This window comes from Echinicola soli (genome assembly GCF_006575665.1).
In the GTDB taxonomy this organism is placed as follows: Bacteria; Bacteroidota; Bacteroidia; order Cytophagales; family Cyclobacteriaceae; genus Echinicola; species Echinicola soli.
This window is the reverse complement of record NZ_CP041253.1, coordinates 4,818,218-4,842,555: the sequence shown is the minus strand read 5'-3', so window position 1 is coordinate 4,842,555 and position 24,338 is coordinate 4,818,218. Positions and strand designations below refer to the sequence as shown.

The 24,338-nt window shown below is 42.5% G+C and carries 22 protein-coding genes; 14 read left to right on the top strand and 8 right to left on the bottom strand.

Translation table 11 applies throughout. From position 1 onward, the window contains the following. Positions 1–13: 13 nt before the first annotated feature. The 5 genes from FKX85_RS18865 to FKX85_RS18850 form a co-directional block, all read right to left on the bottom strand. On the bottom strand, positions 14–754 hold the full coding sequence (locus tag FKX85_RS18865) for an MbnP family protein (protein ID WP_141616209.1): 741 nt from the start codon (positions 752–754) through the stop codon (positions 14–16). A 9-nt stretch (positions 755–763) separates the two neighbouring features. Continuing rightward, positions 764–1,888, bottom strand: coding sequence for a cytochrome-c peroxidase (locus tag FKX85_RS18860; RefSeq protein WP_141616208.1), 1,125 nt, complete (start codon positions 1,886–1,888; stop codon positions 764–766). A gap of 275 nt (positions 1,889–2,163) precedes the next feature. Continuing rightward, the gene (locus FKX85_RS18855) at positions 2,164–2,523 is read right to left on the bottom strand and encodes a hypothetical protein (RefSeq protein ID WP_229239682.1); all 360 of its coding nucleotides are present in this window, start codon (positions 2,521–2,523) and stop codon (positions 2,164–2,166) included. A gap of 512 nt (positions 2,524–3,035) precedes the next feature. Then, complete coding sequence (locus tag FKX85_RS21800; protein WP_262711615.1) at positions 3,036–3,164, bottom strand: hypothetical protein; 129 nt, start codon at positions 3,162–3,164, stop codon at positions 3,036–3,038. A gap of 155 nt (positions 3,165–3,319) precedes the next feature. Beyond that, a complete protein-coding gene (locus FKX85_RS18850) occupies positions 3,320–3,637 on the bottom strand; it encodes a hypothetical protein (RefSeq protein WP_317130649.1) in 318 nt (105 codons plus the stop codon). 118 nt (positions 3,638–3,755) lie between these two features. Here FKX85_RS18850 and FKX85_RS18845 point away from each other — a divergent pair, with 118 nt between their 5' ends. Both FKX85_RS18845 and FKX85_RS21520 read left to right on the top strand, forming a co-directional pair. After that, a complete protein-coding gene (locus FKX85_RS18845; RefSeq protein ID WP_141616206.1) occupies positions 3,756–4,793 on the top strand; it encodes a hypothetical protein in 1,038 nt (345 codons plus the stop codon). 455 nt (positions 4,794–5,248) lie between these two features. Continuing rightward, positions 5,249–5,386, top strand: coding sequence for a hypothetical protein (locus tag FKX85_RS21520; RefSeq protein ID WP_168196290.1), 138 nt, complete (start codon positions 5,249–5,251; stop codon positions 5,384–5,386). 1,182 nt (positions 5,387–6,568) lie between these two features. Here FKX85_RS21520 and FKX85_RS18835 read toward each other — a convergent pair. Then, a complete protein-coding gene (locus FKX85_RS18835; protein WP_141616205.1) occupies positions 6,569–7,933 on the bottom strand; it encodes a Gfo/Idh/MocA family protein in 1,365 nt (454 codons plus the stop codon). A 518-nt stretch (positions 7,934–8,451) separates the two neighbouring features. Between FKX85_RS18835 and FKX85_RS18830 the strand changes: the two genes are divergently transcribed. The 7 genes from FKX85_RS18830 to FKX85_RS18800 all read left to right on the top strand — a co-directional run bounded on the left by FKX85_RS18830 (position 8,452) and on the right by FKX85_RS18800 (position 15,735). Further along, positions 8,452–9,720: a chloride channel protein gene (locus tag FKX85_RS18830; protein WP_141616204.1), complete on the top strand. Its 1,269-nt coding sequence runs from the start codon at positions 8,452–8,454 to the stop codon at positions 9,718–9,720. 368 nt (positions 9,721–10,088) lie between these two features. After that, a complete protein-coding gene (locus FKX85_RS18825) occupies positions 10,089–10,475 on the top strand; it encodes a hypothetical protein (RefSeq protein ID WP_141616203.1) in 387 nt (128 codons plus the stop codon). Between the two features lie 206 nt (positions 10,476–10,681). Further along, positions 10,682–11,101, top strand: coding sequence for a DsrE family protein (locus FKX85_RS18820; RefSeq protein WP_141616202.1), 420 nt, complete (start codon positions 10,682–10,684; stop codon positions 11,099–11,101). A gap of 12 nt (positions 11,102–11,113) precedes the next feature. After that, entirely contained in the window at positions 11,114–12,121 is a 1,008-nt protein-coding gene (locus FKX85_RS18815; RefSeq protein WP_229239681.1) for a TQO small subunit DoxD, read from the top strand. A 218-nt stretch (positions 12,122–12,339) separates the two neighbouring features. Next, the gene (locus tag FKX85_RS18810) at positions 12,340–13,602 is read left to right on the top strand and encodes a DUF4861 domain-containing protein (protein ID WP_141616200.1); all 1,263 of its coding nucleotides are present in this window, start codon (positions 12,340–12,342) and stop codon (positions 13,600–13,602) included. A gap of 426 nt (positions 13,603–14,028) precedes the next feature. After that, entirely contained in the window at positions 14,029–14,868 is an 840-nt protein-coding gene (gene kduI / locus FKX85_RS18805) for a 5-dehydro-4-deoxy-D-glucuronate isomerase (protein ID WP_141616199.1), read from the top strand. Between the two features lie 78 nt (positions 14,869–14,946). Beyond that, on the top strand, positions 14,947–15,735 hold the full coding sequence (locus tag FKX85_RS18800) for a gluconate 5-dehydrogenase (RefSeq protein WP_141616198.1): 789 nt from the start codon (positions 14,947–14,949) through the stop codon (positions 15,733–15,735). A 1,489-nt stretch (positions 15,736–17,224) separates the two neighbouring features. On the opposite strand, the gene FKX85_RS18795 is transcribed toward FKX85_RS18800, so the two are convergent. Continuing rightward, positions 17,225–17,917, bottom strand: coding sequence for a 2'-5' RNA ligase family protein (locus FKX85_RS18795; RefSeq protein ID WP_141616197.1), 693 nt, complete (start codon positions 17,915–17,917; stop codon positions 17,225–17,227). A gap of 538 nt (positions 17,918–18,455) precedes the next feature. Here FKX85_RS18795 and ygiD point away from each other — a divergent pair. The 5 genes from ygiD to FKX85_RS18770 all read left to right on the top strand — a co-directional run bounded on the left by ygiD (position 18,456) and on the right by FKX85_RS18770 (position 23,272). Further along, complete coding sequence (gene ygiD / locus FKX85_RS18790) at positions 18,456–19,289, top strand: 4,5-DOPA-extradiol-dioxygenase (RefSeq protein ID WP_141616196.1); 834 nt, start codon at positions 18,456–18,458, stop codon at positions 19,287–19,289. Positions 19,290–19,479: 190 nt separating this feature from the next. After that, entirely contained in the window at positions 19,480–19,983 is a 504-nt protein-coding gene (locus tag FKX85_RS18785; protein WP_141616195.1) for a DinB family protein, read from the top strand. 487 nt (positions 19,984–20,470) lie between these two features. Next, positions 20,471–21,892, top strand: coding sequence for a hypothetical protein (locus tag FKX85_RS18780; RefSeq protein WP_141616194.1), 1,422 nt, complete (start codon positions 20,471–20,473; stop codon positions 21,890–21,892). A 138-nt stretch (positions 21,893–22,030) separates the two neighbouring features. Next, positions 22,031–22,615 carry a hypothetical protein gene (locus tag FKX85_RS18775; protein WP_141616193.1) on the top strand — a complete coding sequence of 195 codons (585 nt, stop codon included), beginning with the start codon at positions 22,031–22,033 and terminating at the stop codon, positions 22,613–22,615. A 78-nt stretch (positions 22,616–22,693) separates the two neighbouring features. Then, positions 22,694–23,272: a hypothetical protein gene (locus tag FKX85_RS18770; protein ID WP_141616192.1), complete on the top strand. Its 579-nt coding sequence runs from the start codon at positions 22,694–22,696 to the stop codon at positions 23,270–23,272. Positions 23,273–23,421: 149 nt separating this feature from the next. Here FKX85_RS18770 and FKX85_RS18765 read toward each other — a convergent pair whose 3' ends face one another. Continuing rightward, positions 23,422–24,294 carry an endonuclease/exonuclease/phosphatase family protein gene (locus tag FKX85_RS18765; protein ID WP_210416868.1) on the bottom strand — a complete coding sequence of 291 codons (873 nt, stop codon included), beginning with the start codon at positions 24,292–24,294 and terminating at the stop codon, positions 23,422–23,424. Between the last annotated feature and the right edge of the window lie 44 nt (positions 24,295–24,338).

Genomic DNA, 24,338 nt, shown 5'->3' with positions numbered 1-24,338 from the left:
TTGGTAAAACACGTTACTGGAGTGTAAAGAACCCTTCTTGATAATTATTGGCAATATTGACGGCCCATTTTCCGCCCTTAATACTGGTGTTTTCCAGCTCGTGAAGAATAAGCTCGTTGGGATCCATAAATAGTTCGTTCAGTTCCGCTTGGAAGTCAAGCTGGACTACTGCTTCAGAACCCAAGGATTGCCCGGCTGAAGCGAGGTCAAAATTGATGGCCTTGAAATTTTGTTCGCTTTCAGGGTCATTACTGCCAATATGTACAACCAGGCCATGTCGTTCATCAGACTCATATTCCCATTCCCCTTCCAGCACCAGAAATTTATACCCGGTGTTCCAGTTCCAGGCCATATCGTTGCTCGGATCCAAGTCGCCCACTTGGTCAGTGGATAAGTTTCGTGCCTTGTCGATCCCCACATAAAAGGTGAGCGCATCATAATCGTCAGAAGGAATTTCCACGCTGAATTTTTTCTTTCCTGCCTCGTCGATAAGAAAGTAGCCATCTGATACGGTATAACTGCTGCCAGAGATGCTGTTCTTGAAGGTGATGTTTGAGATATAATATTTAAATTTTCGCGGAGTGAAGCTCTCCCCTGAAGGCAACGTGAAAGCGTCGCCTTCCAGCTCAAGTGGATTTCCATCCAGTACATGGGAAAAGCTAAAGCTTACGGCCATGCCGGAAGGTGTTTCCTCTCGGTCGTTGCAGGCTGTAAGAGTCCAAACCGTCAATACTATTATTGCTATTTTTTTCATGTCAATTGCTTAGTTAAATGGATCCGAAAATTTCGGATTGTTAATAAATTTTTCGTCTGTTAACGTGTGGAGAAAAGTGATAATGGCCTCCTTTTCACTATCTGTTAAATGAAGCTTAATGGCTTTTCCTGATAGGATATCCTCATTGCTGGCTTCCATAATGAGGATATCCAGCGTGCTGTTCATTTGGATATGTTGGTCATAATGCTCCAGCACCTCTTTCAGCGTCCCAAAACGCCCATCATGCATATAGGGAGCTGTCAAAGCAATATTACGGAGTGTTGGTGCTTTGAATTTTCCTTTGTCCCTGGAGTTTCCTGTCACGGCGGCGAGGCCTTCTTCGAGGTCTTGGTCAATGTCCAGTCCATTGTTGTGAAAGCCCAATAGGTTGTTCCTGTCTCCTGAGGTCAGAAAACCGAGGTGACAGTCACCGCAGTTGCCGCCACGAATCTGCAGGGAAGGCTCTGGATGGGTGAAGAACAACTCCATTCCGAGCTGCTCCTGTTCGGTGAACTCCACTTCACTCCTGATCCATCGGTCAAATTTCGAATCGCCGGAAACCAATGTCCTCATGAATTGGGCAATGGCTTTTCCGATCAGCTCTTCGGTAATTTGATCGGTGCCAAATGCCACCTTAAATCGTTCAGGATACTGTTCATCGGCCTGAAGGCGTGCTACAGCCTGATCCAGTGGCAGGTTCATTTCCCGATGATCCTCGATTGGCTGTAGTGCCTGTTCTTCCAAGGTAGCGGCCCTTCCATCCCAAAAAAAACGAGAAGTCCAGTGCAGGTTAGCCAGGGACATGGCATTTTTATCACCCGGAGTATCATGGATGCCGGTGCTTATTTTTTTACCATCTGTGAATGCCTTTTCCTGCTGGTGGCAAGAAGCACAGGAGATTGTCCTGTCTATGGACAGTTGTTTTTCATAGAACAACATGCGCCCAAGTTCCACGCCTTTTTCGGTCAGGGGATTGTCAGATGGCATGGGCACGTCATTGGGGAAGTACTCGGGATGCTGAAGCGAAAGGCTGGGGTTTTGGGGAGAAGGTTGTTCTTCCTCTCCATTCCCACATGCCCATTGCAAACCACATACGAATATTATTCCCAAATAAAATAGGTGCGGGTATCGCATAATCAAATAGGATATGCAGAGACTGTCCCAGTGGCATCATGATTCTGTTCAGAAAAGCCTGTAATGCAAATGGCGCACTACATAAATGGCCTAAGGACAGCGCATGGCCGTCCTGTTTTTCTATGTTGATACAGAAAATCACTGCACCCATTTACTGGGACAAGCACTCTTGTTAATACATTTTTTGAAATAAAGCACGCTCATCACGCATGATAAAGCCTTTTCCAGAAGGCAGGGCATGCCATGAAGGTTGGCAAAACCTATGCGTATTTCTTTTAAGCGATAAGTAAACTGTTGTTTTTCGGAGGATGAAAAATGTCCGTAGAGGTATGAAAACAATTTCCCCCTTGGTAAAATGCAATGGGCAAATTATTGGGAATTTTGAGTCCCTGAAACCCAAAATGGTTTTCTTGTAAAATATAGATGCCGAAGTCCCGACTAAAATCTATGCCGCCAGGTTGTTGCTCTTTTTGGTCTTGGGCTTCTTTAAGCTTTTCGGCCAAAAAACATTTCCCATCACAGTGCATCTCTGGCTTATCCCTATTGATACAAAGGTTTTCTGCTATATATTCCTTATTGAGGACGTAATCCATCTGGATGACTGAAAAGATCATACTGTTCAGTACTATAATCATCGAAAGCCATATGTAGAATAACGACCTTATCATTTGACTGCAATATTAATGATATTTTTTTAAACTTGACATGGATAGAAAAATTCCTGAAGGGGCTTTTGGGTATGATGGACCAATGCACTATAAATTAGTCATAAAAACCAAAAATCAGTTAGTTTGAAGGTTTTAGGGCCAAGTGAAAAAGTTGGGGGATTAGGGTTGGTTTCGATAGCACGCAGATGGTGCAGATTAATAAGGTTTGTGCTGATTTTTTATGCTGGAGAACGTATTCCTATTGCTAAATTAAAGAGAAATATGCTTACCAAAACCACCTGGAAATCTCTCATCTCCCAGAAATATTGCTTGGTCCGGTTTCAGCATTGCCCTGTTTGGCCGCCAGGTAATGCAGAAAACTAAAGCATAGCGGCCGATGTTGAAGCAATTTCAGGTCGCAACACTTGTGCGCCGCGGCGTAGATAGGCTATGCATATTTCGGGTTTTGCTAAAGACAAAGGTTCGAGATTTTTAGTTTTTTATTCTGTGGTCAAATGCGCAGCAGCTATTTCGTACAAAGGCACTTCCCAAAAGGGGAGGGTGGGGTAGCTGGTGTACCTTGGTACAGCTACATCAGATTTATCGATCAGTTCAGCAGGGATCTTCATGGGACATTGAATTGATAAGGTAAAATTATTGAACGCTATCCCTATTTTGATAGGCCCAAACCAGCTCCAATACTGATTTATGTTAGAAAAAACTGTTTATTGGTTTAAAAACATTAAAATACGGTAAAAAGTAATTTTATACAGTTGGAAACACGCTATATCTGTAAAAAATGCTTCGTTATATTTTCCCATTCTTCTTCCAAGCTACAGGAAGGTTTAGGTTTGCCAGCGTTTCGGTACCAGTAAGAAGCATTCCAGTCATCACCTTCTTTGCGATGGAGGTAAGCATGTACGTAAGCGACATCTTGTCCTTTCAGATCATTGACCAGGTCATGTGCATGGTTCCAGTTGTCTTTGCCATCATACCAGAGGGCTTCTAGCATGATGCTGATGCCAGCGGGTGGATGGCTCTGGGAAAGGCTGTTTTTAAAATCACTAAGGTCCATGGTCAGCGTATTTAGGTTAAGAAACAAAGTTAAAAAATCAGACTGGAAATTCCTGCTGATCTGTGGAGATGGTGATATAGATTAGTTTAACGAATTTTAAGAGAGTGAAATACAGGTTTTTGAGGAAAATCAATTTCTTTACAGTATGAAATTTTTAATGATTTTTTGGTCGCTTAGCTTGGCTTTGAATGCCCCAAAAGAATACCATGCGATAGAGGTACCCTTCGTCTACGGTAAGCCCGAATGGGGCTGGGGGAGGATTTATTATACCTTCGAAACACCTTATGATCCAGAGAAAAATACCGTGCTGGTAGTGTCAGATGCCCTCACCTTTTACAGTGGTGGTGATGCTTGGCCCGATCCCCTTCGCCTGAAGTTCAATGTCGTCACCGTCATGGGGAGGGAGCAGCAGCCAAACTTTGGGGAGAACCTATGGCGGAAAGGTAAAATCGACTGGTCAATGGCCTATCAGGTGTTCAATTCGGTCCAATTGGTCAATGACCTGGAGGCTGTCCGGGAGGTCGTGGCCAAGGGGAATAAGGTAAGCTTATTTGGGGTGTCGTCTTCGGCAGAGCTATTGCACCGGTATATGGCTAAATATCCCAAACGTGTCCATGGTGCCATAAGCATTGATCCTTTGCTCCTGGAGCTGCAGCATTCCATGGGGATTACTATTAAAAAGACTCCTGATGAATATTTGCCCGTTAATACAGAAGAGAATCATGGAAAAGCAGAAAACGTTGCCTTGGCAATTCGCTGCTTCGAGCACCTGTATGCTTTGCAAGGGATGGATGGTAAGGAGGTGCATTCACCAAAAAATACAGGATGGATTGGCGAGAAGTCGGTACCTGTAATGGCAGAATATGCTCGACACCCATTTCAGGTAAAAGGGATTCATTATGATCAGGTGGCTGATTTTGAGGGGAAATCAGTGGTTTTTTCCGGTGTCACAGACAGTTTAGCGGATCAGCGGGTAGATCAGGTCTTGGCCGCCCACTACCAAGACGGTGATTTTTTCCTGTTCAATGACGGGCATGGGTTGCCGCATTATCGAAATCATCCTGTATTTATCAGGTTTGTCCAAGCATTTTTGGAAGAGGATCTAACCGGAAAGCAGGCGGTCTATCAAGAACTCTGGAAGGAAGGGATGATTTACCCAAAGGAAGACCGTTGGGATTTATGATAACTTTCTCCCATTTGGCAAAAAGATTAATAGACATAAGTAAGCGGGAAAATTTTGGTGATGTAGTGGAAGAGCCGAATTGGAGTGTGGGTAGGATTTCGAAACACTGAAAGAATTGGAATCTGTAGAAAATAAGCTGGTGATTTTTACTAGTTATAATAATCCTTGGCTTACTCAAAAAGAAAACGATGGTTTGGCAAGGCTACTTTTTGAGCGTAAAACATCCACGTATGAAGGAGGAATGGGCGTCCTGGGGATAGCTTGGTGGCCTGGCACATTTCAGTCCAATCAGGTCAGTGCCTGCTTGGTACCGTATATGGACCCGTATCCTACTTTTTTGAAAATGACTGGCGTAAATATACCTTGAAATAAATGTTGCATGGGGGTGATATTTTACCTATTTTAGGGAGCTGAAAGAGAGTGGTATAAGAATGATGTTATAAAACTATCGTAATATGCTCCATGCAATGGGAAAAGGTCTTAAGAAGGCTTATTTTATCACCAAGTCTTTCTATAGCGCTGAACCGGCCAAGGACTATGAAATCTCGTTGATCAATAAACTGGAACATGACCTTTTGAAAGGTAAAATTTAAACCAGGAACCCCCAGCGATAATGGTTAAGCTGAGGAAAATCTACCAAGGACATTTGAAGCGTTTTATACCGTCACCATCCATTATGAAAGAACACATTCAGCAGGATTAGGGAGTGGTTTATTTTACCTAATCTTTAAGACTATGGAGGGCACGAAGACGTTATGTTAGTACAAGCTTAACTATCCAAAAGATTTTAAGTCCTGATCTGGCTCTGCAAGCAAAACCAGCTTTAGCCAAATGCCAGATTGGGCACCAATTTGAGAGGCGTTTTGGGACGCCTCTTTTTGATTTGTGGTTTTGTCCCTTCAGGTTGTATTGGGTCAAGTGAAAAAGTTGGGGGATTAGGGTTGGTTCCGATAGCACGCAGATGGTACATATTAATAAGATTTGCGCTGATTTTTTATAATAAACGCGATTTAAAATACCGTCATAGCGAGGAAGTATAGCCTGTCCCGAGCTATCGGGAACGTGGCAATCCCGTATTAAGAAAACGAGATTGCTTCACTCCGTTGCTCTGCATTCGCAATGACGGATTTATACTGATTTCATAATCTACACATTACTATTGCTAAATTAAAGAGAAATATGCTTACCAAAACCACCTGGAAATCTCTCATCCCCCAGAAATATTACTTGGTCCGTTGTACAGAGGATCGAGGGATCAAGGGTAAGCGGGGAAGTTGGGGGCGGAACAATTTTGATAGCACACTGATGATGCCGATAGAGCAGATATCTGCTGATTTTTTTAATATCGGAGGCTGGAACGAAGCCATAGTATTTTGTTGGATAGTATACAGATAAATTGGGTAAAGCTGACGGCATGAATCCCTATATTTTAGTTTGGTTTCTTTTTTGTTTTTTGCCACAAAGCTCTAAGAACCAAAGCTGTTTGTTTTTTATGAAATTTGGAATCCTCCTACAAAACACTTCGTGTCTGGGCGACTTCGTGGCAACATACCAAATGAATGGAAACCTTAGGAAATTCCCCTAGAAATATGGCTTGATTCATCACTTGGGGAACCACAGATAGATACAGATGAATACGGATATGTGGAAGGAGGACAACTTCGTTAGCCTGGGTATGTAATCCCTTTGAGCGATGGCGTTTTTCCGTACTTTTTATCCCTATGAGCTAAAATTCTCCCAATATTCCGATCTTAGAATTTTAAGTTCTTTCAAAGCTACCCATTCCATGGATGGACCCAGCCGTCCCTGTAATTTCGTTTGAGGAGAGCTGTAGCTTCAGGATCACCCTCGATGATTTTATGGACAGGGTCATAGATCACAGGTCTGCCAAGTTCCATGGAGAGATTGGCAAGGATGCAGGAAGCAGAAGAAATGTGGCCTTCCTCAATGTCTGCCACTGGTCGTGAATTGTTTTCGATGGCCTGGAGGAAGTCTTTCAAGTGATTTCTGGTAGCCGGGGCGGCATGTAATTCGATGCGCTCTTCTTTGAGGTCTTCAGGGTATTTTTCCTTTTCATAGATGACATCACCATGAATGGGCTCTCCGTCACCATGAGGGATATAATCATACTGCATCACACTGGCCTTTAAGGTGCCATTTTCACCGTGGAGGATAAATGCCCACGGGTATTCCGGATCGTCAGGATTGCCCCAAGTACGATGTTGCCAGATGCAGTTGAGTTCGTTGTATTCGAAGATGGCGGTTTGAGTGTCAGCAATGTTTGATTTACCGTCTTTCTGCACATAAATCCCTCCGGTAGAAGAGATTTTTTGTGGCCAGCCCAGGTCCAGCATCCATCTTACCGTATCCAGCATATGCACACACATGTCGCCCATGATGCCATTGCCATACTCCATAAAGGCCCGCCACCAGCTGCCATGTGGAAGTTTGTCATAGGGGCGGAGTGGAGCTGGTCCGGTCCAGTTTTCATAGTCCAAGAAATCAGGGACTGGCTGTACAGGAGGATTGCCTTGGGCGCGCATGTGGTAATAGCAGCACATTTCCACGTGGGAGATTTTGCCAAGCAGTCCTTTGTCCACGATTTCCTTTTTGGCTTCGATAAGGTGTGGGGTGCTCTTTCGCTGGGTGCCCACTTGGACTGTGCGATTGTGTTTGCGGGCAGCGGCAAGGATGGCCTCACCTTCCAGTACATCCACACTGATGGGTTTCTGAAGATAGAGATGAGCTCCTGCTTCGATGGCCGCGATGGCCTGCAGGGCATGCCAATGATCTGGTGAGCCGATCATCACGATGTCCAGTTCGTTTTCATCGAGCAATTTCTGAAAATCGCTGTAGGTTTTTGGGGTGTTGCCCGAAAGCTGCCGCTGGCTGACCAGTTCTCCTGCTTCCCGGAGCCGGATACGGTCCACATCACATAGCGCGACGACTTCCACGGGAGCCACTTGGATCAATTTAAAAAGGTCACTTTTCCCATACCAGCCCGTACCGATCAGGGCTACTCGGTAGGTTTTGTCGGCACTTGCAAAGCTAACATTGAATGCGCCCAATGAGGCAAGGGTAAGAGAAGCTGCTGAGCTTTTGATAAAATGACGGCGGTTGATAGCATTATTGGTTATCATGGATTAGGTTTAATAGGTTTATGAATCATCGTTGAGGTAAATAAGGCAGAAAATAGTGGAAAGTAGGCGGATTTCACAGATTTTCGTGGAATTTGTTATGGAAAAAAACAGTTTGAAAGTTTTTGAAAAAAGATTCATGTAGACTATTGAATATTTCAGATTTAATGCCCCTTAGTTAAGGGGGGGCAGGGGGGGAGCACCTCTTTTTTTTATCATGTCCCACCGAACGTTAGTAGTTTTTGCAGATTTTATCCCTTTCCTTTTTTCCATTGAGAAAATCATGGTCTCCATTTATGGTCATGATTTTCCAAACAGATATATTGAACGGCTCTGAACGGTATACTATGGTAAAGTATTCCAACATAAGGCCCTAGGATAAATTCACGGTAACTAAACGGCAATGATTCCGGGTTTAATTAGGAGGTGAAAGAAATCAGGACAATTCCCAATTGAGGAGGTATTTTTATTAATTTTGGGTTTTAAATCGCAAAAAATTAACATAAAACCGATCTGATATAGTGAAATTAAAGCAAAAACGGAAGCTAGTAAGGTATTTGGATCTTTTGGACCAACCAATCCGGTTTAATCCATTTGTTTTTAGTCGGACATTTTTACTGTGGGCATTCTTGGGCCTGATAGGTGGGATTATTGCTGGAGTTTATTGGATCGGCCTTGAATTTCTGATGCACAAGCTTGCCTTTTTTAGCGGATGGCAAGTCATCCCTTTGATGGCCATTTGTGGCCTATTGGCCGGCTTGATCATTCATATTATCGGTGACCCCGGAGAGATACATCTTATCGTGAACAATATCCGGTTTAACAAAGGGAAGCTCGATCCCAAGAACAATCCTTCTATGGTACTTTCCTCCTTACTGTGCGTGGCATCGGGAGGAAGCCTTGGGCCGGAAGCTCCGTTGGTACAAGTAACCGGCTCCACAGGAACTTGGTTTGGGAAAATGTTGCGGTTGAAAGGTGAAGAATTAAGGTCGATGAGCATTGCAGGAATGGCTTCAGGTTTTACGGCATTATTTGGGGCTCCTTTGGGAGGAAGTTTGTTTTCACTGGAGATACTCCACCATAAATATGCTGTTGAATATTATAAAGCCATTATTCCGGCATTTGTGGCAAGTTGTTTTAGCTATTTGGTATTTGCACTGATCGTTCATTTGGGGCTAGGCCCGACATGGGATTTGTCCGCTTATGAGTATTCTGGTATTTTTGACTTTGGATACGCAGTGCTGTTTGCTATAATTGGAGCCGCTTTGGGGTGGGGATTTGTTTTTTGTACAAAGTTTTTTAAATCACTTTTCGAAAAGAAACCTATCCCTATTTATATTAAAACCTTGATAGGAGGGTTATTACTTGGAATTATCGCATTTTATTTTCCGATTACGCGGTATTTTGGCCATCATGAAATAAATGAGCTGCTGTCAAGCGATTTTTCCCTGACATTTTTGTTCGGGATTTTGGTTTTTAAGATCATCGCTATTTCTATCACTGTTACCTCCGGTTGGCGTGGAGGGTTTATCATTCCCTTGTTTTTTGTAGGAGCTACGTTGGGGCTTATCTTGTACCAGTTGTTTCCTGCAATAAACTTGACCTTGGCGATTGTGAGCTGTATGGCAGCTATCAATGCCTGCGTTACCCGTACTCCGATGAGCACTACTATTTTATTGGCCACTTTGACGGGGTTTGGTCATATTATCCCTATTTTTTTCGCGAGCCTGACGGGATATTTTTTGGCACCCAAAATACCTTTTATAGGTTCACAGATGGTCAAGGAATAAATAAGGAGGGGCGTTTTTCGTAACGCTGTGGCTTGTTGAATAGTTTTTGCCCGATCACGAAGCAATAGGTGCTTTCTAACGGTTAACTAGCTGATTTTATGATATTAAAAATTTACAGAAAAAAGAATAAAAAAACACTATCTAGCCATATTTTTACTGTTAGCCAGTGCGGTCTTATTTGTTGTAAATACTCTGATGGAAGAGAATTTTGACCAGGGGTTTTACCTCCGCATAGCATCCAATGTGCTGTTGATGATAGGTATGGGGTTCATACTCTATTCAATGAAAAACCAACATAGAAAATAGACCACTTTTTAAAACTGCTTGAGGAACAACTTTTTTTTCCCAGTGCCGTTTGGAAATTACAAATGGTAAAAGGATTGGAAAAAAAGCGTAAGACTAAAAAGTGGCATCCAATAGCTGTATTGGCGCTATTGACGCTTTTGCTATGTTCGCCTTGTTCGGTCAGAAATACCATTCAGAAGGCTTTTGGAGCCACGCATACCCAAGTGCTCAATAAGAGTAAAGCTGTTCAGCCATTGTCTTCTTGTTTTGCCATTGATGATACCACGGCGGTTCACGCTATGGTGGATTTCACTGCTGAACTGACTCCTGCACTCACCTTGATTGCAGCATTTATCCAATTTGAATGGAATGAGCAGGATCAGCGTCCAACATTTTTTTATGCTAAGCTAGGAACCGCGGTAACTGTTCCCTATTATATTTTGTATCAGAATTTTAAGACCCATCTGTAAGTTTCCTTTTTTGAATTAGAACTTCTCTTAACCTCGCTTTTGGCTAAACTGGAGGTGAAATATATTAGATAGCGTAGTAGGATTGTGTAAAAGAACAATACCGCTGCTGGCGTTTCTACCCTTCGTATTCTTAAGCGATATTAATTTTCCATAAACATTCTTTTGGTGCCAAGCATCGAGGAGTGTAAGAATACATCCCAAAAAAAATGAAACATAAAATAGCATTGCTTGCCATGGTCTCCCTACTGCTGGCTGGCCAGGCAGATGCACAAACTCATACCAATAAAGAAAAATCAAACTATTTTGTATTGACCAGAAATGTAGCGCAGCTCAAGCCGATTTTGTTGGCTGCAGAGGCGTTGGCCAAGGAAGGCGGAAGCAAATTTGGCGAATTCCAAGTGGTTATTTGCGGTAAGGCCGTAAGAGACCTAGTGAATGAAAAGACCATGGTTCCATTGCTGAAAATGGCTCATGATCGTAAAGTTACGCTCTTGGCCTGTGGTTTTTCATTGCAAAAGTTTGACGTGAAGTCGGCTGAGTTGCCATCTGGGATCGGTGTGATCGAAAACGGCATCCTCTACGGATTGCAACTACAAAAAGAAGGATATTATTCCATAACGCTTTAAAAAACGATGAAGATGAACATAAAAAATGACGCAGGTCTTATGACACTTTCCTTGAGATTAGTGGTGGGCTGGACTTACTTTTCGGCCCTTTACAGACGGACTGTTTTGACTGATAAACTCAATCCAGAAATCAGCGGTTATATTGGCGAAAAATTCAACCACTTTCTGCCCCATGCATTGGGCATCAAACCTATTATCCAGTACTTGGTCGAAAATCCAGATTGGCTTTGGTGGGCAATGGTGATCTTTACGTTGGTGGAAGGTATAGTGGGGTTGATGATCATGTTGGGTGCCTTTACCCGATTGATGAGTGTTGGGGTTTTTGGGTTGGCCATGGGGATTTTATTGGGCTCAGGATGGATTGGGACTACATGTCTTGATGAATGGCAAATTGGGGTACTGGGAATAGCTACGGGTTTCGTGCTCTTTTTGACGGGTAGTGGCAAATATTCCATTGACCATTACCTTCTTCAGCACAATTATGATTTCACTAAGAAAAAATGGTTTGCCTGGATGGCTTCCGGAGAATTACCCGTCAAAGCACATCTTTATTCCAAGTTGGTGCTTGCAGGTTCATTGGCCATATTGGGAATTTCGTTGATGACTAACCAAATTTTCCATGGAGGCTTATGGGGACCACTCCATAACAAATCCGTGAAGCCAAAACTGGAAATTACGGAAGGTAAGCTCACTGACGAAGGTGTGGAGTTTAATGTTTTCAGGACAGAAGGAGTGGATGTCTATGGTGCCTGGATCATAGACGTGGAAGTAAAGGATAGTGCAGGAAATAAGGTGTTTGGACTTTCCAACGAAGAATTGGCTACCATGGATCCCGCGTCAATAGAGAATTATTATGTCGCAAAAGTAAAGCCTGGAAAACATAGCTTGGTGATACCGCTGGGAGGTAAGGCTAAAATAAACTTGATTGCTTCCGAGCTGACAGGATTGACCGAAGGTACTTATACCTTGAAAATAACCGACATTAGCGGTGCCAGCTGGGATTATCAGTTGAAAAAATAAAGGTTTTCTCTTGGGTACGGCAAAGAGGCAGTGCCAGTGCAATGCACTGGCACTTTTAATGCTGTTCATATTATGACCAAGTCATTTGCTTCAGCCAAAATCACTAATTTTTGCGGATGGAGCATATATTTTATCCAAGGCTTGCAGATGCCATAGTGCCATTGTTACATTAGTAGGATAAACTGTTTTTTTAGCATTTATTAGAATTAGCTATTTTCATGAAAAACACCAAGCATCTACGGGACTTATTGATCCCAAGTATTAAAGGGGGAGCATTCTTGGCCGGAGCGGCTTTGATACTAGCGAGCTGTCAAGAGAATACCCACACGGTAACCATTGAGGTGAAAAATCCCGCCGAAGTGGATAAAACCGCCGCCACTGTAGAGGTTCCTGCTCAAATCCTTCAGCAAACGATCGAACAGTACGGCACTGAAAAACTAGTGGTTACCGACAGTGATGGCAAGGCCCTACTCAATCAATGGGTGGATTTGGACGGAGATAATACCGTTGACCAATGGCTGTTTCAAGTGGATTTGGAAGCGGGGGAATCAGGCACTTATACTGTTCGTCCCTTGAAGGAAGGAGAGGAGCAACCCACTTCCGAACAGCAGACTTTTTCGCGCTTTGTACCAGAACGCACGGACGATTATACCTGGGAAAACGACCGTGTTGCTTTTCGTACTTATGGTCCCGATGCCCAGCGTAGGATTGAGCAAAAGCTCCCGGACGGTACCCTTTCCAGTGGCATGGATTGTTGGTTAAAACGGGTGGATTATCCCATTATCGATAAATGGTACAAGGAAAACGACGAGAAAAAAGGCGCCTATCATGTCGATACCGGCGAGGGGTATGATCCCTATCATGTGGGCTCCAGTCGAGGGATTGGTGGAATCGGTATTTGGGAGAATGATTCTCTCTACACTTCCCGAAACTTTGTGAGCTATAAGCGGATCGCTGTGGGGCCGATCAGGACGATTTTTGAACTGACCTATGCTCCATGGGAAGTGAACGGTAAAATGGTCTCCGAGACCAAGCGCATCAGCCTGGACCTGGGCAGTAACCTGAACCATTTTGAATCTACTGTGAAGAGTGAAGCCTCCGTGCCAAATGTCACCATCGGCATTACGCTGCACAATAAAGAAGGACAGGTAGCCATAAATGATGAATCGGGTATTTACCGCTACTGGGAGCCAATGGACAAAAGTGAACTTGGGCTGGGCATTGTGATGGATCCTTCTGATGTCATCGAGTCCAAAGACCACCGTGTGGATTACCCGGATGGCAGCCAGCTACTGGTCATGGCCAAACCTACTAAAGGAAAAGTTAGTTATTATGCAGGATTTGGCTGGAAAAAAAGTGGTCAATTTGACAATGCCGCTGAATGGGATGCCTATCTGAAGCAGTTTGCCAAAGGACTGGAAAAACCATTGGAAGTGAGTGTTAGTGGCACGATTCGAACAGTAAGTATCAAAGAAGAGTAAAGAACCAAGAGCTAAGAATAAGTATCAAGATAGAGGAAAGGGGTAAAGAAGTAAAGATGATTGCATGTCTCTCTCCTTGCAAGGGAGGTTAGGTGGGGTTCTTTTGAAGCAATTTCAGGTCGCAACACTTGTGCGCCGCGGCGTAGATAGGCTAATGTGCATTTCGGGTTAAAGTCATCCATACACCAGACTGTGCGGGTTTTTTTTCTCGTGAAATATGTTAGTTTTGTTTTCCAGAGAAGCAAAAGCAGCATTACAATGCTGATCAATTGCATTATTGCTGGTTTCGCTATCCTTTTTAATGAGAGGCTGAAAAGGGATATGGGAAAATGAAAAGCCAGCAAGTTTTTGGCGGTTGGGTAATCGATTGCACAGGCCGTTTTGAAGTGAAAAATTATTTTCTAATTATATAAATAAACAATTAACATGCATACGAACATCGTAACCAGATACGGAGCGCATCCTGATGATGTCAAAGGCTATGACACCCAAAAGTTAAGGGATCATTTTTTGATCGAGAACATCTTTCAAGATGATAAGATCACTGGCGTTTATTCCATGTTTGACCGCTATATTGTAGGAGGAATTGCTCCGGTGAACAAAGCCTTGGAACTGGAAACTGTAGATCAGCTGAAAGCGGAGTATTTCTTGGAGCGTCGTGAGCTAGGTGTGATCAATGTAGGGGCACCGACCCTGATCACCGTAGATGGTACCGATCATAAGGTGAACACACGCGAAGCACTATATGTGGGGCGGGGAGTAAAAGAAGTGATTTTTAACCCTTCCACAGAAGGACAGGCGTTTTTGTACTTTAACTCTGCGCCGGCCCATACTGCTTATCCAACCAAAAAAGTAGGATTGGATGATGCTGAAAAAGTAGAGCTGGGATCCATGGAAGAGTCCAATCACCGCGTGATCAACAAGTTGATCGTGAACAGTGTCGTGAAATCCTGCCAGTTGCAGATGGGCATGACCCAGCTCAAGCCAGGAAGTGTATGGAACACCATGCCTGCCCACACGCACGATAGAAGAATGGAAGCATATTTTTATTTTGATTTGGCCGAAACTGCGGCAGTTTGCCACTATATGGGACAGCCGCACGAGACACGCCACATCTGGATGAAAAACCATGAAGCAGTATTGTCACCAGCATGGTCTATCCACGCAGGTTCAGGTACTTCCAACTATACCTTTATCTGGGGAATGGCCGGAGAAAACCTTGATTATGGCGACATGGACAAAGTAGCTGTAACAGATATGAAATAAGAGGCTGTGAATAGTCGGCTTTCGACCACAGACCCCATAGTGTCCAATAACCATTAACCAAATAACTATTAACCAAATATGAAAGAATTATTTGATCTATCAGGAAAAGTAGCCCTTGTCACAGGTGGTACCCATGGTCTTGGGATGGCCATGGCAAAGGCTCTTGCTAAGAGTGGTGCTACCCTGATCGTAAATGGACATACACCTGCCAAGATGGAGAAGGCACTCGAAGATTATGCTGCTGATGGCATCGAGGCGCATGGTTATCTTTTTGATGTTACCAACGAAAAAGAAGTGGATGAGAAGCTTTCTGAAATAGAAAGTAAATTTGGTACCATCGATATTTTGGTGAACAACGCCGGAATGATCCAGCGTACACCTGCGCTCGAAATGGAAGTGGCAGATTTTGCCAAAGTGGTGAACATGGATTTGGTTTCTCCTTTTCTGATGTCCAAGCGTGTAGCAAAGGGCATGAAGGAAAAAGGAGGAGGCAAGATCATCAATATTTGCTCCATGATGAGTGAACTCGGCCGAAATACGGTGTCTGGCTATGCTGCTGCAAAAGGTGGTCTGAAAATGCTGACCAGAAACCTGGCGACTGAGTGGGCCAAATATAATATCCAGGTAAATGGGATCGGCCCAGGTTATTTTGCCACCGAGCAGACTGCCCCGATCCGTGTGGACGGCCATCCGTTCAATGACTTTATCATCAACAGAACGCCTGCAGGCAGATGGGGAGATCCTGAAGATTTGCAGGGAACGATGGTCTTTTTGGCCAGCCAGGCCAGTAACTTTGTCAATGGCCAGATTGTCTATGTGGACGGAGGGATCCTTGCGACGATTGGCAAGCCGCACGGCGAAGAATAAAATGTGAAAATTAACTGATGAAAAGCCTTCCTGGATATTTCTGGGAGGGTTTTTTTGTAGCAAGTATCAAGATAGAATAAAAAACAGAGGATCTAGGATCAAGCAATATTTCTGGGGGCTGGAGAAGATTTATATTCATTTGGTATGTCGCCACGAAGTCACCAAGACACGAAGTGTTTTGTAGGCGGATTCCAAATTTCATGGAAAACAAACAGCTTTGGGTCTTAGAATCTTTGTGGCAAAAAAACAAAAAAGAAATCCTAATAAAATAAAGGGATTCATGCCCTCAACTTTTTCGCTTGCCTCCTTTTTAGCACATTTTGAGGACCAAGCAATATTTCTGGAAGATGAGAGATTTCCAGGTGGTTTTGGTAAGCATATTTCTCTTTGATTTAGCAATAGTAATGTATAGATTATAGAATCAGTATAAATCCGTCATTGCGAATGCAGAGCAACGGAGTGAAGCAATCTCGTTTTCTTAATACGGGATTGCCACGTTCCCGATAGCTCGGGACAGGCTATACTTCCTCGCTATGACGGTATTTTAAATCGCGTTTATTATAAAAAACCAGCGTAAATCTTATTAATCTGCATCATCTGCGTGTTATCGAAACCAACCCTAATCCCCATAACTTTTCCGCTTGATCCAGGATCTACAGTAGCCATGGATTAATGAGTCCTTTTCCCCAGTACCGACAAACATTTAAAATAAGGATTAGTAGATTCTTCAATTAAAATTTAAGCAGGGGCATACTCAAAAGTAAGGTTTTATATGAAATACTGTGGGTAAATTATCCACGGGACTGTCCCGCTTGTGCGGATAGATCAGGGAAATGGTTTTGTTCCTACGGCACAAAGCCCCCTGGAGGCAACCTGATCTTACCAAACTTAAATGCCTACTCACTATTTTAGCCGACAGAAGTGTTAGCAGGGATGCTCCTTATGAGCATTAGCTTTGTAACAGGAATTGGATACAGCATCCTAACGGTTCCGTAGGTACTGACCATGGGCAGAAAACATATATGATTATCGACTGCATCAGGAGTATGGGTGCCCCATTCATCCTTCCACGCGATTCTTCGATCTCCATAACCCGCTAGGGCTCAGTTTACCCATAGTAAATCATATAGAACCAAAAATAGCTTTGACGATTCCATGGTTTGAAGTGCCAGTGTCTTTGTGGTCTTCGTCAACCAACCGGTCATTGTAAATCTGCATTCCATCAAATGCCCGGATTTTTCTTGGGAATTGTCATTAAATTCCTGTGAGACCAAAATTTGGTTGAGAGATCGCTGGATGTTTTGATAAATAGAGATAAAAAGTAACCATGCTTAATTCTCGGAATTGAGCATGGCTAAGTGAGTTTAATGAAAACAAATCAAAGGAGTAGTAGTTTCTTTTTATTCACTTAATGCTGTTGGTAAGTTACCATATTTAGCTATTGGAAAAAATACCGTAAATGGGGTATTTTGTGTTAAATTGTTGTTGCTCAGCGATGGTTGGTGAGTGGTAGCCTATGGAGTAATTGTACGTTTTCTTTTCGCTGGTACCAATCATTAAATACCAACTCCAGTTCGTTTACGGTAAATGTACCGAAATCAGTATGCCTATTGGACTCAATCGTTTGGAGGAATTTATTTTTGTTTTTTAGTGGATATTTATAGCGCATGATGGTGCTGTGGGCCGTTTGAATGGCATAACGCTTGTCCAGACTTTGCTGAAGGGATGACGATTTGAAGTGCTGGCGTAACCGATCCCGTAAATACTGAAGGGCTTCCCCGTCCGGATATCCCTGTAGCAGTACTCCTGCAGGGCTTAGCGTGACACCTGCAAAGTGGATTTTGAAAGGAGGAGTTTCAGAGAGGCTTTTGAGGATGACACAGATATATTCCTTTGGGTTTATTTGCCTGAGCTGAAATCCCTCATAACAGGAAATGATAGACATGATCGTAATGTGCAGGTCGGATTGGGGATAATAATATTGTGAGGGATCAAGTAGCTGCAGTTTGTTCAGAAAAGCAGCGATATTGGTTTTGCAGTTAAGATCGGGTCGGGCCAGTAAGGTGATGCCACGTCTGGTATCGGAAAGGTCGCCGATTTTTTGATCTACCTCGTATTCATCTTTGATTAATTGCTGGCGTGCGGCTTGAAAAAGTGATTGATAATGTGATTTTGGCTTCATGGATAGCAGGTGAAATAATTTCAGGATTAAGGATGAAAATAAATTACTTGCGTCCGAGAAAACAATCGTCAAATTGAAAAAATCAACTGTTTTAACCCCTAAATCCCCTAAAGGGGACTCCCTAAAGCTTCCCTTTAGGGGATGGGAGCTATTTTAGGGATAGGGATAAAAACCCTCAAATTCTATTTAAAGACAGTTTTGATCATATTTGAAATTTGGTCGGACGCCAGTAAAAATAAATAAAAGTCCACAAATTACTCCAATGTAAACGAATTACTTGATATTATATGTATATACATGAATTATATTTGACAGGATACGGTTATACAGTTAAATAATAATGTGATTATGCAGAATTGTGCAAGTAATCAAATTCATTAGAAGAAAGTCCACGAATTACACGGATTGCCACGAATTTTTTTATGTTAATCATTGATTGATATAAGGCATTTTGCTGAATATGCTCAAACTGGCAGAAAAGCGTATAATCATAAATGATAATTCCCTCCGGGATGGAAGGACCTTAAAGGATAAAAGGATGAAAAACTTAGGTGATTTTAATCGTTTTACAAGTAATTTGAAAGAAGATGGCCCGCAAATGCCGGTGTTGTTTGTCGGCCATGGCTCACCCATGAATGGAATCGAAGACAATGTGTTTTCAGGTTATTGGAAAAAGCTGGGGCAAGAAATTCCCCGTCCAAAGGCCGTTTTGGTGGTTTCTGCCCATTGGCTGAGCCGGGGAACGCGGATTACAGCCATGGATTTTCCAAGAACCATTCATGATTTTGGTGGATTTCCAAGAGCACTCTTTGAGGTTCAATACCCGGCGCCAGGCCACCCTGATCTGGCAAAGGCAACAGCTGAAGGCTTTTACACAGCAAAAGTGGAACTTGATCACGAATGGGGATTGGATCATGGCACCTGGACGGTGGTGCGCCATATGTATCCGGAAGCAGACATTCCTGTACTTCAGCTAAGTATTGATTATTATCAGTCTCCCCAATACCACTATGAACTGGCCAAAGAGCTCCTTCACCTTCGCAAAAAGGGAGTGTTGATCATCGGTAGTGGTAATATGGTGCATAATCTACGTATGGTGGCATGGGACAAATTAAGTGAGCCTGAGTACGGCTATGACTGGGCTATCGAAATGAATGAGCAGTTTAAGCAACTGATCACTGATGGAAATCATCGGGCATTGATGGATTTCCATAAGCTGGGCAAAGCTGCACAGCTGGCCATTCCCACTCCCGATCATTATATTCCGCTGCTTTATATTTTGGGGCTGAAAAGAGGAGGGGAGAATGTCCGTTTTTTTAATGATAAAGTAGTGGGCGGCTCCTTGACCATGACCTCAGCGGTGTTTGGATAGACGTAAGATGAAAAAATCAAACGTAAATCCTGACCTCAAAATACTTGGGATTTGGAATTCCCTAAAATAGTCAAATCTTCTAATTTTAAAATTTTTCAACTTTCCCAAATCCTACTGACATAGGGCTGTCACTGGTCAGTGTTTTCTTTGTAATACAAATTGATTTTAAACCTTTTAAAAAGACATTATTATGAAAACGCAATCCGCAACAGCCAGTCAGGAATTATTTGTATCTACCGAAGTCATGTTAAAGCATTGGCAGGGACACAGAAACCTTACCCGCAGGACCATTGAAGCCTTCCCTGAAGACAAGCTTTTCAACTATTCGGTTGGAGACATGCGTACATTTGCGCAATTGGTGATGGAGATGATCGATATCGCTGTGCCTGGAGTGAAGGGGCTGGCCACCGGGAACTGGGAGCAGGTGGAGGAATTTGACCACACCAAATCCATGCCCAACACCAAGGAAGGTCTGCTGGAATTATGGGATAAAGTGACCAAAATAATCGATGAAACCTGGCCAAACATTACTTCAGAGCGGTTCCAGAAGGTGGAGGTGGCCTTTGGCCAGTATGAAAATGCCAACTATGATACCTTGTTCTATTTCGTGGATAATGAGATCCATCACCGTGGCCAAGGCTATGTGTACTTGAGAAGCCTGGGCATCGAGCCACCATTCTTCTGGGAGAGGTAATTTGAGTATGGAGTAGTCAGTATTGAGTAATGAGCAAGAAATCCATTTGTCACTTTTGTAATGGGAAGTGGCAGGTGGATTTTTGATATATTGGCATTGTTCAAGCCTTAAATGGAACAGTGACTTGGACCAAATGAGACGAAGAATTTACTTAAATTTTTTACCAGTAGCAATTGATTAATACTAAAATACATGGGTTTTGTGATGTTGCGTATATTTGCGTAGGTGGCTTTCACAAACTTTTATAATACAACTATTAGGTTTAGTGTGTGATTATTTTTCAACTAAATATTGTAATATGAAAACTGTAAGAAGCTACACACACACACGAGGACATTTTGCTTGGATACTAGTACTGACTTCCTTTTTTTGGTATAGCTGTTAGGATGTAGGGCAGGGAGAAATCTTATCTGAGGCTAATAAGTCGGGGAAATAGGATGGTGGAAAGATTCAGAATGGACGGTTTGTTTTTCCATCCAGTGCCTCCTTGAGCAGTTCCATTGAAGAATTTAAGCAGGAGGATGACGACGCTACTGCTGAGAAATTTGAAAAATACTATGAAAGTGGATTCCGGTCTCATAGGGCTATAGTAAGTCCTGAAAATGAATCCTTGCAGGCGAAGTTTTCTGCCGAATATAAGCTAAAGAGAAGGACTGAGGGATTGAGTGTTGATGATAGTGAGGAGAGCGAGTTGATTGCCGATCCTTATCTTGCGTCGTTTGTCAATGACAACAATGAAATTATTGTGAATGATACGCTGTATAGGTTTACGGAAGAGGGACTTTTCTTTTCGCATGTCAAGGATTCCGTTGATCTGTTTGATTACCTTAACGATGCCAAAAAGTCCGGGTCTTTTGGTAATAAGGTCGATCCATGCATAATGGTCAGGATGGAGACAGGTGTTTCATCCGTTGATAAAGGCGTTTATAAATTTATAGCTCCTGCTCCATATGAATGTGGGACAGGAGGAGGATCGGGAGGATATTCGCCGATACCCTCTTATCCACAAACCAGTGCTGAAGAAAAATTACAGGAAAGAATTAATAGTCTAATAAGATGCAATGATCATAGTAATTGGATATTCGAACCATTCGGAAAAAGGAAGTTTTGTCTTAACTATTTCGATGATAAGCACCGGATAAAAACGGAATTTTGGGATCAGGATTATAAATTCTATAAATCCGTTGGAGTCCTTGCCAAGACCCAAAGAAGAAGGTTTGGGGTATGGTGGGCATCGGAGTCCGATGAGCTTCATTTAGGGATCAACCGCATACTACTAAAATATAAATTTCCTGAACCTAAAATTAAAATAAAACAGCCCAGTAGTTTGTTCAGCACTGATTTCAAAGCACCACTTTATTTGTATGGCGGGAGGTTCAAGGCAAGGGAAAGCCAAATCAACCAAGGGCTCTATTTTGTAGATGTGCAGATTGATGTGACTGAAAATGTTTTACCGTTTTTTAAGATTGAAACATCAAATATTCTTAATATTTATATCCCAAATCTTCCTGTTATCGACGGATATAAGCTGAAATTGACCACAGAGGATATCACCAGTAAATCCAATATAAAGGAATTGTATAAAATGGGGACTGATTTTATAAGTAGCCAAATTAACAGTGGAAACCCGAACCAACCGTTTGCGGTCACCTATCAGAAAAGTGACAAGGAAATCGAGACAATTTACTTTGATGAGCGGTATAGTGTGACGAATGAGAATAAGATTAAGCGGATATTTTATGAAGATGCGAGCTTCCAGCTTTTTGCCGGATGGGGATCAGCAAAAGGATGGAAATATACAGTGAAGCCCGCTGAGAATTCATTTATCGATTATACCCACTATGAAGTGGACGTTTATGGTCTGGCCAGACGTGGCAATGCCTGGAAAGGAAGTAGACTAATATTTTGAATTATTTGTAGAAATTTTAGTTGTTGATGTTTTTTGGTAAGCTGACACTAGATCAACACCGAAAGTGCATCGAGAGAATTCTGAATCCCAAAACTAAGCTTGAATAAGTGAGATTTTCTAAACTAATTGGAATAAAACATGATAAAGAAGTCAATTGTAATAATTGTATTAATCTTTTGCAGTGGACATATTTACGGGCAGAACAGGTGGATATCCAATGTAGAGATAGATTTCGTCTTCCCCCAGAAGAAGGAGTACACCTATTTTGATGGCCGGAAGAACAATGACGTGAAACTTAAAGACCATGGGTTTCTGCTAAAATCTTTTGGCATACAGGGGGACTACAGTTACCTCTTATTTAAGAAATTCAGTATAGGTGCCTTAGGCGGTTTTCAGACATTATCAAATCCCGATTATGTAATGCTGAAGCTGGGAGGGATCTTTAGGTACTATTTTGTAGATCCTGACAATGTGTATGTATATCTGCTGAGCAACTATAACTTTACGCTTGATCAGGAGAAGTTTAAAAACGGAGGCAATGTGAGGATAGGACTAGGTTTTCCAGTTCTTAAGCGATCTGGTTTTAATATCAATGCGAACATCTTTGCTGAAAACAATGTCCTTAGCCTAAGAGGAGCACGCCCCTTGCTTGGCTTTGTAGATGAAGAGCCTAACTCATTAGAAGTAAGTTCCTTCGGGATCAGCTTCGGAGTGAAATTCTAAATTCAGCGTAAGCAAAAAAGGGCCATGTAACTTTTCTGACCTACCGGAGAAACGTTAAACAACATTGAACTATATATTATGAAGCTATTTATTATAAGTATTCTGATCTTTTGTAGTGGATGTACTTATGCTCAAGATAGGTGGATATCCAATATAGAGCTAGATCTAGTCTTTCCGAACAAAAAACACTATTTATATTTTGACGGCAGGAAAAACTATGATGTGGAGTTGAAAGATCATGGGTTTTTATTGAAGTCCTTTGGTGTCCATGGAGATTATAATTACCTTTTGTTTAAAAAGCTGAGTATAGGTGTCTTGGGGGGATTTCAGACATTGTCAGATCCCGATTATGTAATGCTGAAGCTAGGGGGGATACTTAGGTACTATTTTGTTGACCCTAATAACGTGTATGTATATCTTCAGGATGCCCATAATTTCACCCTCGATAAAGACAAGTTTAAAAGTGGAAATAATTTCCGATTGGGACTGGGTTTCCCCTTTCTTAAAAGAGACAGGTTCAATTTAAATGCCAATATCTTCTTCGAGCAAAACTATTTTAAGTTAGACGGAACTAAACCGTTGTTGGGTTATGCGAATGAAGACCCTACTAGATTATCTGTCAAGTCCTATGGAATCAGCTTTGGTGTGAAATTTTAGATTTGGTCATAATTTGGTTTACCTCCTGTATTTGTCAAGTATGGGATAAATTGTAAAAAGTGCATTCACCAGAGTGAATGCACTTTTTTATTAGAACTAAATCGTCCAAGTCGGCAGACTTGGACCTATTACTGTCTAGATACCTGATACTAAAAATCCCATTCGATCACGGCCATCACTGGGAAATGGTCAGAGGGGTAAAGATTATGATAGGTATCGGTAAGGATACCGTATTTTTTGACATGTAGGAATTCACTCACGAAGACATGGTCGATGCGCTTGTCCGTGCTTTTGGTGTTGTTGAAGCTGTTAAAGGTGCCATTGTTTGCGTAGCGTATGTCCGCAGCTTTATAGCAGTCTTTAAGTTCTTCGGAATTTTCCAAAAGCAGGTAAGCGGGATTTTCCTGATCGACGTTAAAGTCTCCCGTAAGCATGACCGGGATACCTGCTTGGTCGGCTTCCTTGATCTTGCTGAGGATCAGCTTGCCGCTTTCTTGACGGGCTTCCGTACCCACATGGTCAAAATGCGTATTGAAGAAATAGAATTGCTGGCCACTGGCCTTGTCTTCCATTTTGGCCCAAGTGCAGATTCTCGGAAGGGCTGCGTCCCAGCCTTTGTTGGGCTTGGTGGTGTCTGTCGAAAGCCAAAAGGTATTGCTTTCCAGTACCTCAAATTTCTCCTTATTATAGAAGATAGCGGAGTATTCCCCCTTTTCCTCTCCGTCATCCCTGCCCACGCCGACATAAGCAAAGCTGGACAGGTGTTCGTCCAGGTATTCTACTTGGTGTTTTAGCCCTTCCTGGATCCCAAAGATGTCAAAGCCATGGAATTGGATCAGGTCCACTACTACCTCCTTACGGTGGCCCCAGTTATTGGGGGCATCACCGGGGTTGTCGTAGCGAATATTGAAAGTAGCCACAGTGAGCTGTTCACTTTGTGCCTGGGCCTTCATTGATAAAATAAATGTTCCCAGCAGTGCAAAGACTGCTACTAGATAAGTTTTAAATCGGTTTTTGCTCACTTTAATAGGCTTTAAGTTTTTTAAGAAAAGATTAAACAAGTGTC

Bases quoted from the DNA above. Each gene is read 5' to 3' on its own strand.
- FKX85_RS18860 (WP_141616208.1), bottom strand. From the start codon at position 1,888: ATGCGATACCCGCACCTATTTTATTTGGGAATAATATTCGTATGTGGT.
- kduI (WP_141616199.1), top strand. From the start codon at position 14,029: ATGCATACGAACATCGTAACCAGATACGGAGCGCATCCTGATGATGTC.
- FKX85_RS18785 (WP_141616195.1), top strand. From the start codon at position 19,480: ATGAAAACGCAATCCGCAACAGCCAGTCAGGAATTATTTGTATCTACC.
- FKX85_RS18865 (WP_141616209.1), bottom strand. From the start codon at position 754: ATGAAAAAAATAGCAATAATAGTATTGACGGTTTGGACTCTTACAGCC.
- FKX85_RS18855 (WP_229239682.1), bottom strand. From the start codon at position 2,523: ATGATTATAGTACTGAACAGTATGATCTTTTCAGTCATCCAGATGGAT.
- FKX85_RS18770 (WP_141616192.1), top strand. From the start codon at position 22,694: ATGAAGCTATTTATTATAAGTATTCTGATCTTTTGTAGTGGATGTACT.
- FKX85_RS18815 (WP_229239681.1), top strand. From the start codon at position 11,114: ATGAACATAAAAAATGACGCAGGTCTTATGACACTTTCCTTGAGATTA.
- FKX85_RS18820 (WP_141616202.1), top strand. From the start codon at position 10,682: ATGAAACATAAAATAGCATTGCTTGCCATGGTCTCCCTACTGCTGGCT.
- FKX85_RS18795 (WP_141616197.1), bottom strand. From the start codon at position 17,917: ATGAAGCCAAAATCACATTATCAATCACTTTTTCAAGCCGCACGCCAG.
- FKX85_RS18775 (WP_141616193.1), top strand. From the start codon at position 22,031: ATGATAAAGAAGTCAATTGTAATAATTGTATTAATCTTTTGCAGTGGA.
- FKX85_RS18835 (WP_141616205.1), bottom strand. From the start codon at position 7,933: ATGATAACCAATAATGCTATCAACCGCCGTCATTTTATCAAAAGCTCA.
- FKX85_RS18845 (WP_141616206.1), top strand. From the start codon at position 3,756: ATGAAATTTTTAATGATTTTTTGGTCGCTTAGCTTGGCTTTGAATGCC.
- ygiD (WP_141616196.1), top strand. From the start codon at position 18,456: ATGAAAAACTTAGGTGATTTTAATCGTTTTACAAGTAATTTGAAAGAA.
- FKX85_RS18810 (WP_141616200.1), top strand. From the start codon at position 12,340: ATGAAAAACACCAAGCATCTACGGGACTTATTGATCCCAAGTATTAAA.
- FKX85_RS21520 (WP_168196290.1), top strand. From the start codon at position 5,249: ATGCTCCATGCAATGGGAAAAGGTCTTAAGAAGGCTTATTTTATCACC.
- FKX85_RS18825 (WP_141616203.1), top strand. From the start codon at position 10,089: ATGGTAAAAGGATTGGAAAAAAAGCGTAAGACTAAAAAGTGGCATCCA.
- FKX85_RS18800 (WP_141616198.1), top strand. From the start codon at position 14,947: ATGAAAGAATTATTTGATCTATCAGGAAAAGTAGCCCTTGTCACAGGT.
- FKX85_RS21800 (WP_262711615.1), bottom strand. From the start codon at position 3,164: ATGAAGATCCCTGCTGAACTGATCGATAAATCTGATGTAGCTGTACCA.